The 15345-nt window shown below is 42.3% G+C and carries 9 protein-coding genes; all 9 read left to right on the top strand.

Annotation, left to right across the window (positions count from 1 at the left end):
• Positions 1–108: 108 nt before the first annotated feature.
• The 9 genes from galA to J1N10_RS06585 all read left to right on the top strand — a co-directional run bounded on the left by galA (position 109) and on the right by J1N10_RS06585 (position 15286).
• Entirely contained in the window at positions 109–2922 is a 2814-nt protein-coding gene (galA, locus tag J1N10_RS06545) for a beta-galactosidase GalA (protein ID WP_262325886.1), read from the top strand.
• A gap of 51 nt (positions 2923–2973) precedes the next feature.
• Positions 2974–4293, top strand: coding sequence for a BNR repeat-containing protein (locus tag J1N10_RS06550; RefSeq protein ID WP_262325887.1), 1320 nt, complete (start codon positions 2974–2976; stop codon positions 4291–4293).
• A complete protein-coding gene (locus J1N10_RS06555) occupies positions 4286–5491 on the top strand; it encodes a glycoside hydrolase family 88 protein (protein ID WP_262325888.1) in 1206 nt (401 codons plus the stop codon). The genes J1N10_RS06550 and J1N10_RS06555 overlap by 8 nt, the downstream gene beginning before the upstream one ends.
• Complete coding sequence (locus J1N10_RS06560) at positions 5488–6567, top strand: SGNH/GDSL hydrolase family protein (RefSeq protein ID WP_262325889.1); 1080 nt, start codon at positions 5488–5490, stop codon at positions 6565–6567. Before J1N10_RS06555 ends, J1N10_RS06560 begins: the two co-directional genes overlap by 4 nt.
• 161 nt (positions 6568–6728) lie before the next feature.
• Entirely contained in the window at positions 6729–7325 is a 597-nt protein-coding gene (locus J1N10_RS06565; RefSeq protein ID WP_262325890.1) for a hypothetical protein, read from the top strand.
• Positions 7326–7355: 30 nt separating this feature from the next.
• A complete protein-coding gene (locus J1N10_RS06570) occupies positions 7356–9722 on the top strand; it encodes a glycoside hydrolase family 31 protein (RefSeq protein WP_262325891.1) in 2367 nt (788 codons plus the stop codon).
• Between the two features lie 8 nt (positions 9723–9730).
• Positions 9731–11863: a glycoside hydrolase family 3 C-terminal domain-containing protein gene (locus tag J1N10_RS06575; protein WP_262325892.1), complete on the top strand. Its 2133-nt coding sequence runs from the start codon at positions 9731–9733 to the stop codon at positions 11861–11863.
• A gap of 6 nt (positions 11864–11869) precedes the next feature.
• Positions 11870–13945 carry a beta-galactosidase gene (locus J1N10_RS06580; protein ID WP_262325893.1) on the top strand — a complete coding sequence of 692 codons (2076 nt, stop codon included), beginning with the start codon at positions 11870–11872 and terminating at the stop codon, positions 13943–13945.
• Positions 13946–14074: 129 nt separating this feature from the next.
• Positions 14075–15286 carry a glycoside hydrolase family 27 protein gene (locus J1N10_RS06585; RefSeq protein ID WP_262325894.1) on the top strand — a complete coding sequence of 404 codons (1212 nt, stop codon included), beginning with the start codon at positions 14075–14077 and terminating at the stop codon, positions 15284–15286.
• Positions 15287–15345 lie beyond the last annotated feature (59 nt).

The following is a 15345-nucleotide window of genomic DNA, read 5'->3' on the forward strand; positions in this document are numbered from 1 at the left end:
ACAAAGAAATTTGTATTTTTTTAGCAAAGTATTAGTTAAGCTATCTATAGCTCCTGATACTTTGTCCTTTTTTAGTCAGGTCATTATTAGTAGATAAAATAGAAACAGATGAAACATACAGGACTTTTATTAATCGCTTGTTTTCTTGTATCGTTGGTGCAAGCGCAAACGGTGCGAGAACGCATCAACTTTGACGATGACTGGTATTTTGCCTTTGGGCATCCCACAGATAAATCAAAGGATTTTAATACCGGCACCAGTTATTTTACCTATTTAGCCAAAGCGCGTTACGGGGGCGATGGAGCCACCACATTAGGGTTTGACCACCGACCCTGGCGCAAATTAAATGTGCCCCACGATTGGGCTGTTGAAATGCCGTTTGACGCCAAAGGAAGTCACAGTCACGGATACAAAGCTGTTGGTCCGGGTTTTCCTGATGTGTCAGTGGGCTGGTACCGCAAGGTTTTCCTTATTGACAGCCTCGATTTAGGCAAGCAAATTTTTCTTGATTTTGATGGGGTTTCGCGCGATTCAAAAGTGTGGGTTAATGGTCATTATTTGGGTAACGAGCCAAGTGGTTACCAAAGCTTCAGCTATAACATTAGCGATATTTTAAACTATGGCTCCGAAAATATTGTGGCTGTTCGGGCCGATGTCAGCATGGAAGAAGGCTGGTACTACGAAGGTGCCGGGATTTATCGTCATGTGTGGTTGCGCAAAACACCCAATGTACATATTCCTAAAGATGGTACGTTTGTTCATAGCCAGATAAGTGAAAACTCTGCTAATATTACTGTTGAGGCCGATATAGCCAATAACGACACTCAGGCCTTTGACATCGAAGTAAGACATCTGTTAAAAGATGCCAATGGAAATACTATTTCGACATCGGAAGGGAGTCATGTACAGCTAGAGCCGATGGGGCAAACTACCGTAAAAGCAAACCTTTCTGTAGAAAAGCCGCAATTGTGGTCGCTCGATAATCCATATATGCATAGCATGGTGACGCAACTGTTGGTGGATGGTAATATGGTAGATGAATACACAACGCCATTCGGAATCAGGAGCGTTCATTTTGATTCTGACAAAGGCTTCTTCTTAAATGGTGAACACATCAAATTAAAAGGGACGAATAATCACCAGGATCATGCCGGCGTAGGCTGTGCCATGCCCGATGATTTGATTCGCTGGCGCATTCAGCAACTCAAAAACTTTGGCAGCAATGCCATCCGTAGTTCTCACAATCCACCAACGCCTGAATTATTGCAGTTGTGCGATGAGATGGGGATGCTCGTTATTGATGAAAACCGCTTAATGGGAACGACCGAAAAGGCGTTGCATGAGCTGGAGCGTTTGATTCGACGCGATCGCAACCATCCTTCTGTTATTGTTTGGTCGATTGGTAACGAAGAGTGGGGTATTGAGTGGAATGATATTGGCGCTCGCATGACGCAGACCATGCAAAATTATGCCAAGCAGATCGATCCAACCCGTCCGATAAATGTGGCTGTTAGCGGTGGCTGGGGCGATGGCTCTTCTACAACGGTCGAAGTGATGGGCTTCAATTACCTGGTGCATGGCGATACTGATGAATACCATAAAAGATTCCCGAATACGCCTTGTATTGGTACTGAAGAAGGTTCAACCTATACCACACGTGGGGTTTACGAAGTGGATGATGAAAAACAGTACAAAACAGCTTATGATGTGATTCCGCTCGACGACTGGTTTACCATTCAGGAGTGCTGGAAACACTATTACGAGCGCGATTACCTGGCAGGTATGTTTATCTGGACAGGTTTTGATTATCGTGGAGAGTCAACACCATATACCTGGCCATCCGTAACTTCTTACTTTGGGATGATGGATTTGTGCGGATTCCCTAAAGACAATGTCTACTATTTAAAATCGTGGTGGCAGAATAAAGAAGATGTTTTGCACTTGTTGCCGCACTGGAACTGGCAAGGGCGCGAAGGCGATATCATTGATGTGTGGGCCTATAGTAATGCCGAAGAAGTGGAGTTGTGGCTCAACGGTCGTTCGTTGGGTAAGAAACAAATGGAGCTTAACGGACATTTGACCTGGGATGTGCCTTATGAAGCTGGAAGCATTAAAGCGGTGTCGTATAAAAACGGGCAGGAAGTAATGGTGGCAGAAAGAGTGACTACAGGAAGCCCAGCCTCTATTCAATTAAGCAATGACAAGTCAAAGCTGAATAATAAAGGAGTATCCATGGTAAGCGTGGAAGTGTTGGATGAAAACGGAAATGCGGTGCCAACAGCTGATAATCTGATTCACCTCGAGATTGAAGGACCCGGTCAGATAATTGGTGTAGGAAATGGTAACCCTACGTCGGTCGAAAAAGAAGTGTTTGTCGATGATTATCAACAGCTCGAATTGCCGGATGCTCAGGTGCTTGAATTAAACGCTGATGAGGCAGAAGCACTACTTGCTACATTGGGAAAGAAAGACCGCAAGCGTATATCTAAACTGTCGGTTGTCAGTGCCATGTCGGCCAGTTTTGAATTGAATCAGCTACCGGATGACAGCCAGACGATAACCTGGTTTTATCATCACGTGGGTGAATCGCAGCAAATCTATATTAATGGTCATCTGCTAAGTGCCGAAACATTGGTGAGTAATGGTTTGGCTTCTTTTGTTATCAATAACGAATGGCTGAGTAAAGGTAAGAATGATGTATTGATTATCACAAAACCATTTGAACCAAAGCACAAATGGGATAACCCCAATAAAAAGCCGGGCGTTATTCAGGTGATTACAAAGGCAGAGAATAATAAACGACGCTTGTTTAACGGTTTGGCACAGGTTATCATTCAGGCTTCGGGCGAAGCGGGTGAGATTACCTTGAAGGCAAAATCAGAAGGACTTGAAGCCGCCAGTTTAAAGATTAATGTAGAGTAATGACCTGCCAGAGTCAAATATGAATACGTAATTTCAAAACAGGTTGCTTGAATGAAGGATAAAAGATTTGTAGCTCCGGTAATGTCGGTACTAATCGTATTGATGTTGCTGGGGTGTGCTAAAAAGACTGAATACAACATTACTGACATAGCAAATGTACCCGGGAGTTTTCCTGTTAATTTTGCATTATACACCACTAAAACCTATCAGTTTGTAGCTTATTATGATACCAGTCACTGCATGACATTAGCTTCAAAAGGACTTGGAGAAGAGGATTGGAAGCATGTCAGGCTGGAATCAAAAGTTGGGTGGGACAGTCATAATTATTTAAGCCTGGCTGTTGATGAAAACAATATCATCCACCTGGTAGGTAACATGCATTCCAGTCCCCTGGTATATTTCAGAAGTACCAGGCCCTTGGACATCCATTCGATGCAGCCAATCCATTCGATGCTTGGTAAAGATGAGGATGTAACGACCTATCCCGAGTTTTTGCAAGGGGATGATGGCCAGTTACTTTTTCATTATCGCTACGGACGTAGTGGCGATGGATATGAAGTTTATAACCTTTGGGATGCGCAAAAGCAAACATGGTCGCGTTTGCTCGATAAGCCATTGATTGATGGGGAAGGAAAAATGAACGCCTATATGCAAGGGCCATTGCTCGGTCCCGATGGACGATATCATTTATTGTGGGTGTGGCGTGATACGCCCGATTGTGCGACCAATCATACCCTATCATATGCCCGAAGTCAAAACCTGCAGGATTGGGAGAGTATTCGTGGAGAAAAGATACAATTACCTATTACAATTAGTGATTCTGTTTTACAGGTTGATGCCATTCCAATACATGGAGGACTCTTAAATATTGGTATTAAAATCGGTTTTGATTGTAATAACAAGGTGATGGCTGGCTACCATAAATACGACAAAAAAGGGAATACACAATTGTATGTGGCAGGCTTTGATAGTGGAGTGTGGAACAGAACGCAGCTGACTAACTGGGACTACCGTTGGGATTTTAAAGGCTGGGGTACCATTCAAAACGATCTGTTGATTGGAGCACCCCGGTGTAAAAATGGGGTCATGTCCATGGATTATCATCATGTTAAATATGGCGATGGCAGTGTGCAATTTGATCCAGCCTTTAAGGTAATTGACATAGTGCCATATCTACCTGATTATCCTTTGTTTGTCGATTCGGTGGCAAGTGATAGTCCTGGTTATATAGCCAACAAGGTTTTTGATAATGGACATCCCACAGGTGGAAAGAAGTACCTGTTGAGATGGGAAACCAAACAGGCCAATGGAGATATGAAGCCAGATAAGAATGTGGAGTCATCTGTACTACAAATAGTGGAATATGAATAGAGTATTTTTATATGGAGTAATCAGTCTATTACTTGTATTGTCAGCTTGCAGTCATAAACAGCATGATTCGTTTGAAGATGTGGTTGACGAGGCGCTCAACTTTGCATGTGAGCAATCCTTATTAATGGCCGGGAGTCTAAAAGACAGTCATCAAAAACTACCTCAAACGAGCGATCGTTTCGGCCAATTAATAACCTGTTATCCGGCCTGGTGGGTGAGTGGTTTTTTTCCTGGACAGTTGTGGTATTTGTATGAATATTCTAATCGCGAAGAGCTAAAAGAAATGGCTCAGCTTTACTCCGAAAGAGTCAGAGATCAGCAATTTACTACCGATAATCACGATGTCGGCTTCATGATATTTTGTAGTTACGGAAATGCCTATCGTATCACCAAAGATACGAGTTACCTTTCAGTCATTAATAATGCTGCTAAATCGTTGGCAACCCGTTACCGGCCATCCACTGCAACAATACGTTCGTGGGATGCAGCCCCGTGGAATAAACAATGGCAATATCCTGTTATCATCGATAATATGATGAACCTGGAGCTGTTGATGTGGAATGCGCGGCAACAAAATGATATAACCCTGATGGACATCGCTATTCATCATGCCAATGCCACCATGAAGAATCATTACCGCAGCGACTATAGTTGTTATCATGTTGTGAGCTACGATACCATTAGTGGTCAGCCACATCTGTTTCAGACATCGCAAGGCTATAGTCATGAATCGGCGTGGGCCAGGGGACAAGCCTGGGGTCTATACGGTTTTGTCACCATGTATCGATTTACAAAAGACGCCAGGTATCTGGAGCAGGCAGAGAAGATCGCGTCCTATTTGTTAACGCATCCGCATATGCCGGAGGATAAAATTCCCTATTGGGATTTTGATGCGCCCAATATTCCTGATTGTTATCGCGATGCATCGGCAGCAGCTATTATGTGTTCTGCCTTAATAGAATTAAGTACTTATGCAGATGCCCGGAAATCGCAAGCATACCTGGAGGTGGCGAAGCAACAGATTGTTCAGTTGAGCTCAAGGGAATACCGCAATGCCTTGGGAAATAATGCTAATTTTATACTGAAACATTCAGTGGGGCATATGCCCAATAATTGGGAAATTGATGTGCCCTTAAGCTATGCCGATTATTATTATATTGAAGCTTTAATGCGCTATAAAAATTTAATTAACGAATGATGAATAAATATTTAGTACTTTCTGTTTTATTATATGCCGTTTATAGTTGTCAGCCGGTGGAAACCGACATCAATTTTGATCATAAGCAACTAACATACGAAGGACGAATTCTTTATGCAGATACTGCCGCTGTCTTGTCATGGCCAGGTACATCTGTAAGTATGCAGTTCGAAGGAACCGGAGTGTCGGCCATGTTACAGGATTTAGATACGGCCAACTACTATAACGTGATTCTGGATGGTGAAGTCATATCGAAAATTCACACCGACACGCTCAAACAAGCCTATGTACTTGCGTCAGGATTAGAAAAAGGCAAACACACGATTCAGGTATTTAAGCGTACTGAGTGGGACAAGGGTAAAACCTTGTTTTATGGATTTGAAATTGAAGAAGGAGGTCAATTATTACCTGCTCCGAAACCTAAAAAAAGAAAGATAGAGTTTTATGGCAATTCCATCACCTGCGGTTATGGTAATGAAGATTACAGTGAACAAGATCGTTGGTTTGGCTATTTCCAGAATAATTATCAAACATACGGTGCAATCACGGCTCGCCATTTCAATGCGCAATACCATTGTATTGGTAAAAGCGGTATAGGTGTCACGGTCAGTTGGTTTCCCATGATTATGTCGGAAATGTATAATCGACTGGATGCCACGGATTCAACTTCGGTATGGGATTTTAACCAGTACACGCCCGATGTGGTGGTGGTGAACCTGTTTCAGAACGACTCATGGATTGTAACCCGACCGGATAATGAACAATTCATCAACCGTTTTGGTGATACAGCACCTGATGAGGCGGCTATTGTAAGCGCTTACAAGGAATTCATTTCAGCATTAAGAAGTCAATATCCTAAAGCAGCTATTATATGTGCACTCGGTAATATGGATGCCACACGGGAGGGTTCTGCCTGGCCGGGATACGTAACTTCAGCTGCCGAGCAGATGAACGACTCCAATGTATTCACCTATTTCTTCCCGTTTAAAAACACGGGCGGACATCCTAAGGTGGAAGAGCAACAGGCCATGGCCGATGCATTAATTGCTTTTATAGAAGAGCATATTAACTGGTAAAATAATTGATTTTAATATAAATTTGATTCGAGCAGTGGTGTAATAGCATCGCTGCTCTTTTTGTTTACATATTGACATATCTGGTTATCATTTTTGCACCGATTACTCTGAAGATTCACATACTTTTACCAGTAGTTATCACTTAATAAAATCAGATGTTTATGAAGAAAACCGCAATGTTTTTTTGTCTTTTTACAATTGCAATGCTGGCCTATTGTCAGGATTCAGGCAATGTAAAAGAGCTGGGAGTTATATTTAAAAATTTGGACTCGTATGGTCTTAATTATAAATGGGGCCGCTCAACTTCATTGTGGCGTTTAGATGCATTAGTAGGCGATGGTTATCGTATGCAAGAAGAGAATAATGACAGTGATATACAGAATACCGAGGATGGTTTAAGTTTAAGCCTTCGTTTTGGTAAAGAATTTCGTAAAGTAATTACTGAACGTTTTCAACTTCGAACAGGAGTATTGACACAAGCCAGTTACGATAGCTATAATCGAGAACAGCTAGGTACAGGAACAGGAGATTTTAATTACGTTAGGAAAACCACAACCCTTGGTGCTCATTTTATTTTAGGAGTAGTTTATACAAACACCAGTAATTTTGTTTTTGGCGTTGAAGTATTACCAGGCATAACTTATTCGTTCGGTCATAGAGGGAATGATGATGATATGGTAGACCCCAATGATATTTCAATCTGGAATTACGGTTTTGATAATTCAATAGCACAACTATCTATTGCCTATCAGTTTTAATTCAAACAAGCTTAACTAAATACCAAAACGATGAAAATATCAAAATTCACCCTAATAGCCTGTTTAACTTTAGTTTGTTTAGCAGCTAATGCTCAACTACAAAACCATGGATTGGTTAATGAACCACTGGATATAGCACCAGACTTCTATAGTTTTAAAAACACGTATTATTTTGCTGATAGTATTGTAGCCTTTGATGCAGCTTCTGCCAAAGGTAAAATCGCCTATAATCGTTATGAATATAAAACGCGTTATGCATTTAATAACATGTTAGGCGTCTTAAAACCAGTAAGCGAAAATGAGTTTCCGGAAGGAGAGTATGAAGCGGCACCTCAACAAACTTTTTGTATTGAGTTTATATCTGATAAAACGGTTCGTTTACGCTTTTATAGCGGAGCAGATTTTGTAGCAGATGAGTCCTCGCTGATGCTCGTTGACGGAAAGGTTAAAGCTGGTAAAACCTGGAAATACTCTACCGAAGAAAGATGTCATATTTACACAAGTGAATATGGAAAGGTTGTTATAAGTGAATTTCCGTGGCGCATTGCATTCTACGATGCAAAGGGTAAGCTTCTTACTTCGACCAATCACCACCTTGATAATGCCGAAACAACCTATACACCAATAATGCCATTTTCCTATGTGCGCAGGGCATCGGATTATTCGCGCAGTTTTAATGCGGCTTTTTCCTTATCGCCTAATGAGATGATTTTTGGCTGTGGCGAATCGTATACGTCTTTCAATAAAAGAGGGCAAAAGGTGGTGTTGTGTGCCGATGATGGTAATGGCACGCAAAATGAAACCTTGTACAAGCCCATTCCTTTTTTTATGAGTAACCGAGGCTATGGCATGTTTATGCATACATCATCGCCCATCACCTGCGATTTTGGTAAGTACTTTAATGGCATTAACTCTTTAATGGTGGGTGATGAAACCTTAGATTTATTTGTGTTTTTGGGCGAACCAAAGACTATTTTAGACGAGTACACCACCCTGACTGGTAAAGCGCAGATGCCGCCACTTTGGTCCTTTGGTTTCTGGATGAGTCGCATTACCTATTTCAGTGAGGAAGATGGACGCCGCGTGGCAAAAGAATTGAGGGATAACGAAATTCCTTGTGATGTCATCCATTTCGATACAGGATGGTTCGAAACGGATTGGCGTTGTGATTATCAGTTCTCCGAATCGCGCTTTGATGATGCTGGAAAGATGATTAAGGACTTAAAAAAGCAGGGCTTTGAGACATGCCTGTGGCAGTTGCCGTATTTCGTTCCTAAAAATGAGTTGTTTAATGAGATTATCGACAAGCAACTGTTTGTAAAAAACAGCAAGGGTAATTTGCCCTATGAAGATGCGGTGCTTGATTTTTCTAATCCGGCTACCGTTGAATGGTATCAGGATAAGATTGCCGGTTTATTAAAACTAGGGGTAGGCGCCATTAAAGTTGATTTTGGCGAAGCAGCACCTTACAATGGTATTTATGCCTCGGGCAAAACCGGATTTTATGAGCACAACCTTTACCCATTACGCTACAATAAAGCAGTGGCCGATATTACTCAACAGGTAAAAGGAGAACAGATTATGTGGGCACGAAGCACCTGGGCTGGCAGTCAGCGCTATCCGATTCATTGGGGTGGCGACCCGGCCAATACCAATACGGCCATGGCTGCCTCATTACGTGGAGGTTTGTCCATCGGTCTAAGTGGTTTTTCATTCTGGAGTCATGATATCGGCGGTTTTGTGCTCAAATCACCTGAAGAGCTGTATCGAAGATGGACGCCCTTTGGGATGCTCACCTCGCACACACGCAGTCATGGTGCGCCACCTAAAGAGCCATGGGAATACAGCGAAAAATTCCTGAATGACTTTAGAAAGGCCGCGAACATGCGATACCAATTGATGCCATACATCTATGCTCAGGCTAAAAAATGCAGCGAGACAGGTTTGCCCATGTTGCGTGCTTTATTTGTGGAGTATCCTGATGATGCGGGAGCCTGGTTAGTCGACGATCAGTATTTATTTGGCGATGACCTATTGGTGGCTCCTTTAATGGAAAATGTGAGCGAACGCAACGTATATTTGCCTAAAGGTAAATGGATTGATTATCAGACAGGTAAAAAGTATGAAGGAGGATGGCATAAAATTGCTGCAGGAGACATACCAGTTGTTATGTTGGTGCGTAGTGGTGCTGCGATACCTCACATCAAACTGGCGCAATCAACCAAAGATATGAAATGGGATGAGCTGGAACTTCGCGTATTCAGTGATAGTAATAAAGCCAGTGGATTGATTTACCTGCCGGGCAGCACTAAAGTCAATGAGTTGAAACTGAATAAAGTTAATGAACAGTGGCAGGTAGCAAATGCGCCGTCAAAAGTAAAGCTTCTGATAAAATAGTTAGACTGATGATGAAACCTTTTATTATATGCTTGTTGTGCTTTGTCGTTTCGCCGTTTGTTACTGCTCAAACCTATATTTTTCAAGACAAAAATATTGACCCCGAAACACGCATTGAAAATTTACTTTCGTTAATGACCATCGACGAAAAGATTCAATGCCTCGGTACCAACCCTTCTGTTAAGCGGCTTGGCCTGAAAGCAACTGGCCATGTGGAAGGCTTGCATGGATTGGCGATGGGGGAGCCTGGTAATTGGGGAGGTGATAAGCCTGTTCCAACAACAACTTTTCCGCAGGCATACGGTATGGGCCATACCTGGGATGTGACGGCCTTAAAACAAATGGGTGAAATTGAAGGCTATGATGTGCGTTATTTATACCAATCGCCTGAATATAAGCGAGGTGGTTTGGTTGTTCGTGCACCAAATGCCGATTTAAGTCATGATCCGAGATGGGGCCGGACAGAAGAATGCTATGGTGAAGATCCGTTTTTGGTAGCTTCGCTATCTACCGCTTTTATCAAGGGCCTGCAAGGTGATGATCCTGAATATTGGATGGCCGCTTCGCTGATGAAACATTTTTTGGCCAACAGTAATGAAGATACAAGGACAACATCGTCATCAGATTTTGATGAGAGCTTAATGCATGAGTATTATGCCTATCCGTTTATGAAAGGAGTGACAGAAGGAGGTTCCCGTGCTTATATGGCTGCATATAATAAGGTGAATCAAGTGCCGATGATGGTTAGCCCTTTATTGAATGAGCTAACGGTGAAGCAATGGGGGCAGAATGGAATTATTTGCACCGATGGCGGGGCATTGAAGCTGTTAATTGACCATCATCAATATTACGAAACACTTGAGATGGGAGCGGCCATGGCCATTAAAAGCGGTATCAATCAATTTCTTGATGTTCACTATAAAGCAGTGAAAAAAGCTGTCAGTAAAGGTATTGTTACAGAAGCAGAGATTGATAGTGTTTTAGAAGGTGTTTTTAGAGTCATGCTAAAATTAGGCTGTCTTGACTCTGATGATCCCTATTCATCCATCGGATTAAAAGGAGAAAGTGAACCATGGTTATCTGCACGTAATAAAGAAGCAGTGAGAAAAGCGACTCAAAAGTCAATTGTTCTCCTAAAAAATGAAAACGAAACACTTCCGATAGATACCAAAAGCGTAAAAAAGATTGCCATTGTGGGATGGCTTGCCAACGATGTGTTGTGCGACTGGTATTCAGGAACGCCGCCATACAAAGTGACACCTCTTCAGGGTATTAAAGAGAAGTTTGGCGATGATGTGGAAATTGTTTATGCATCCGACTCAACTCTAGATAAGGCTTTAACGATTGCAGAAGAAGCAGACCTCGTTTTGGCATTTGGTGGCAATCACCCAACCGGAAATGCAGGTTGGGCAAAAGTAACCCGCGATAGTTATGGTAAGGAATCGGTTGATCGGCAATCGATTAATCTGGAAGATGAAGCGTGGATTAAAAAGCTATATGAAGTGAATCAGAATACCGTGATGGTGTTGGTTAGTAGCTTTCCTTATGCCATCAATTGGTCGCAGCGTAACTTGCCAGCCATTGTTCACATGACTCATAACAGTCAGGAAATGGGGCATGCCTTAGCTGATGTAATAACTGGCGATTATAATCCTGCCGGAAGGTTGACGCAAGACTGGCCAATGTCAGAGGCGAACCTGCCTCCGCTTTTAGATTACAATATCCGAAACGGCCATACCTATTTATATGGTAAATATCCGGTTTTATATCCCTTTGGTTATGGTTTGAGTTACACACAATTTGAGTATTCAAATGCAGATATTAGTGTTGATAATGAATTTATTACCTTTAGAGTTCAGGTCGAAAATACTGGCAGAATGGACGGTGATGAGGTGGTGCAGGTGTATGTGAGTTTTCCTGATTCAAAGGTGGAACGACCAGCAAAAGCGTTAAAGGGCTTTACCAGAGTATATATCAAGAAAAATGAATCTAAAGAAGTGATTATTCCCTTGAAATTATCGGATTTGAGTTATTGGAGTATCAATGAAAAGAAATGGGTTCTGGAGAAAGGCGTAGTGAGGATAATGGCTGGCTCATCATCTTCGGCCATTCGTTTGGAGAAAGAAATAGAAATTGAATAATATAGTATGAAAAGACAGGTTATCATCACATTATTATGTGTTGTTGTATTTAAAGTAGTGGCACAGGGACAAAATTTTTTCCCAAAGGAGGACTTAATGTCGATAGGAGTCTATTATTACCCCGAACACTGGTCGCCCAATCAGTGGGAGCGTGACATCAAGAATATAGCCGGGCATGGCTTTGAATTTATTCATATGGCCGAGTTTGCTTGGGCACAATTGGAGCCCAGTGAAGGAAAGTATGATTTTACCTGGTTGGATAAGGTGATTAAGCTCGCCGAAGCAAATGGTTTAAAAGTTATTTTAGGGACTCCAACGCCCTGCCCGCCCGTTTGGTTAGGTATTAAGCATCCTGATATTTATGTGAAAGATGTCCTTTATCAGCGCAAAGAACATGGCACGCGTGCCAATATGTCCTTGTCAAACCCAAAGGTTTTAGACTATACGCAAAAGATTGTTGAAGCGATGGCCAAACATTATGCTCGCAACAAAACGATAATGGGCTGGCAAATAGATAATGAGCCAGAAGCTAAAGAGGATTACAGTGAAGCATCGCAGGCGGCTTTCAGGCAATGGCTTATGGCAAAATATGCAACTGTTGATGCGTTGAATAAAGCCTGGGGTACGGCTTTTTGGAGTCAGTTATACAGCAGCTTTGATGAGGTAAATATCCATAACGCCACTAATGTAGGGTGGTGGGGAGCTAACCCGATAGCACTGCTCGATTTTAAGCGTTATACGGCCGATACACAGGCAGCTTTTCTTGATTTTCAGGCCGAAGAATTAAGAAAGTACATTGATAAATCGCAGTTTATCACCACCAATTATGTGGCCAAAGGCAATGGCGCCGACCCGCGTCGCAGCACTCAAATGGATTTTGCTTCATTCACCGCCTATCCCAATTACGGAAGTGCCAATTTAGGTGACTTAGGCTTCCGCCTGGGCGATTACTCGGTATTGATGTATGCCAACGACTATTACAAATCAGTGGATGGTGTTACAGGTGTCATGGAAATTCAGCCTGGACAAGTCAATTGGGCCAATCACAACTCATTGTTACAACCCGGCACAGTGCGCATGTGGTTATGGCATTGTTTTGCCGGTGGTAGTTCATTCGCTTGTTCATACCGTTATCGCCAGGTGTTGTATGGTGCCGAGCAATATCATCATGGCATTGTAAGCACCGATGGTGTATCGTTAAGTCAAGGTGGACAAGAGTATGTGCAAGTGATGAAAGAAATAAAGCTGCTGAAAGAAGCTTATTCGTCAAAAGCTAAGATGCCGAAGGCCATTCAAAAACGTAAAGCAGCCATCATGTGGTCGTTCGATAACCTTTGGAATTTGGAGCGTCAGAAACAAACTTACCAATGGGATAGCTGGATGCATATGCAACGCTACCAATCTATTTTACATGCTTTGGGTGCTCCGGTTGATTTTATTTCAGAGGAGGACGATTTTAATGACTATCCGTTTATAATCGTACCAGCTTATGAAATGGTGGATGAAGACCTGGTGCAGAAATGGAAAAGCTATGTTGCGCAAGGCGGTAATCTGATCATCAGCACCCGCACAGGTGCTAAAGATAAAAATGCCCATTTATGGGAGAGCAATCTGTCGGGAATCATGAATGAGCTGATTGGTGGCAAGGTGACAAGCTTTGATATGCTGCCGGCAGGAAAAAGCGGTGAGGTAGTCATGGATAGCCAAACCTACCAATGGAGCTCATGGGGCGATCGAATTAGTGCCAGTACTAACTCCGAAATTTTAGCCAGTTATAGCGATCAGTTTTACAAAGGTGATGCTTGTGTTATTTCTAAGAGCATTGGTAAAGGTAAGGTGTGGTATATCGGCATCGAATCGCTGTATGGCCAATTAGAAAAAGATGTGCTGAAAAGGGCATTCGATGATAATAAAGTATCTGTCGAAAACTACCCCGAAGGCGTTTTTGTTATGTATCGCGATGGCTTTATGGTAGCTGTCAATTACTCATCAGAGGCTTATGAGCTGGATTATGACGGTAACTATCTATTGGGCGAAAAAACGTTAAAGCCCGCTGCCGTTTCCGTTTGGAAAAGTAAATAGCACTGGCTGGCTCATTAAGAATAGTATTAACATTTGAGAGAATTGTACATAAAAACTACGCTTAAGCCAAATAATTTTGAGACCTGAATCGATTTGCTAAATATATGAATTAAGAAAAACAGGATGAAGATGAAAACAACACTTAGTATTGTGGTCTTTTGTTTGATGACAATGGGACTTACTGCTCAAAAAGCCGAACAACTGGCCATGACTCCTCCAATGGGTTGGAATAGCTGGAATACATTCGGTACTGATATAAATGAACAACTGGTGAAAGATATTGCAGATGCTTTTGTTGAATTGGGTTTACGCGATGCAGGATATAAATATCTGGTGCTGGACGACGGATGGATGGCCATGGAACGCGATGAAAACTATAACCTGGTAGCCGACCCTAAGAAGTTTCCTAATGGCATGAAGCAAGTGGTTGACTATGTGCATTCCAAAGGCTTAAAGTTTGGTATCTATAATTGTGCCGGAGCTACCACCTGTGCCGGATATCCGGGTAGTCGTGGTTTTGAATACCAGGATGCTAAATTATATGCAGAATGGGGTGTTGATTTTTTAAAATACGACTGGTGTGATACCGAAAATCTGAATGCCAAAGGTGCGTATCAAACCATGCGCGATGCCTTGCATGCAACAGGCCGCCCGATTTTATTCAGCATTTGCGAATGGGGTGATAACGAACCATGGAAATGGGGAGAAGAAATGGGGCACATGTGGCGCGTAACTGGTGATATCATTAATTGCTGGGATTGTAAAGTTGGCCATGGAACTTGGTCGTCGTTGGGCGTGTGGCCAATCATTAAATTACGTAAAGACATCCGAAAATACAGTGGCCCGGGACATTGGAACGATTTTGACATGATGGAAGTAGGTAATGGTATGAGTGTTGCTGAGGATCGCGTTCATTTTACCATGTGGGCCATGCTGGCTTCTCCGCTGATTATGGGTAATGATCTGCGATCGGCCACAAAAGAAACCATCGAAACGTTGACAAATAAGGAAGTGATTGCCGTGAACCAGGATGAACTGGGAGTTCAGGCGTATTGCCATTCCGATGAAGGAGATATGGAGATTTGGGCGAAGCCATTAGCTAATGGTGAGTGGGCCTTTGCGTTTGTTAATATGAGCGAAGAAGCTATTACAATTAATCACGACTGGGCATGGCACCCTGTTAAAGATGATATGAGCGGCCGAGCTTTAGAAGTACATAACAAGAATTATAAAATTCGTGATTTATACAATCATAAGAACTTGGGTACATCAAAACAAAAGTTGAAAGCAACGATTGGCGTGCATGATGTGTTAATGATACGATTGACACCGGTAAAATGATCCATATTTAATCAAAAATCATTAAGAAAAAGCTCCATGTTTTGGAGCTTTTTTTTGTT

This window comes from Carboxylicivirga litoralis (genome assembly GCF_025499605.1).
GTDB lineage: Bacteria > Bacteroidota > Bacteroidia > Bacteroidales > Marinilabiliaceae > Carboxylicivirga > Carboxylicivirga litoralis.

Coding starts and splice junctions, on each gene's coding strand:
- J1N10_RS06560 (WP_262325889.1), top strand. CDS start 5,488: ATGATGAATAAATATTTAGTACTTTCTGTTTTATTATATGCCGTTTAT.
- J1N10_RS06550 (WP_262325887.1), top strand. CDS start 2,974: ATGAAGGATAAAAGATTTGTAGCTCCGGTAATGTCGGTACTAATCGTA.
- J1N10_RS06570 (WP_262325891.1), top strand. CDS start 7,356: ATGAAAATATCAAAATTCACCCTAATAGCCTGTTTAACTTTAGTTTGT.
- J1N10_RS06580 (WP_262325893.1), top strand. CDS start 11,870: ATGAAAAGACAGGTTATCATCACATTATTATGTGTTGTTGTATTTAAA.
- J1N10_RS06575 (WP_262325892.1), top strand. CDS start 9,731: ATGATGAAACCTTTTATTATATGCTTGTTGTGCTTTGTCGTTTCGCCG.
- galA (WP_262325886.1), top strand. CDS start 109: ATGAAACATACAGGACTTTTATTAATCGCTTGTTTTCTTGTATCGTTG.
- J1N10_RS06565 (WP_262325890.1), top strand. CDS start 6,729: ATGAAGAAAACCGCAATGTTTTTTTGTCTTTTTACAATTGCAATGCTG.
- J1N10_RS06555 (WP_262325888.1), top strand. CDS start 4,286: ATGAATAGAGTATTTTTATATGGAGTAATCAGTCTATTACTTGTATTG.
- J1N10_RS06585 (WP_262325894.1), top strand. CDS start 14,075: ATGAAAACAACACTTAGTATTGTGGTCTTTTGTTTGATGACAATGGGA.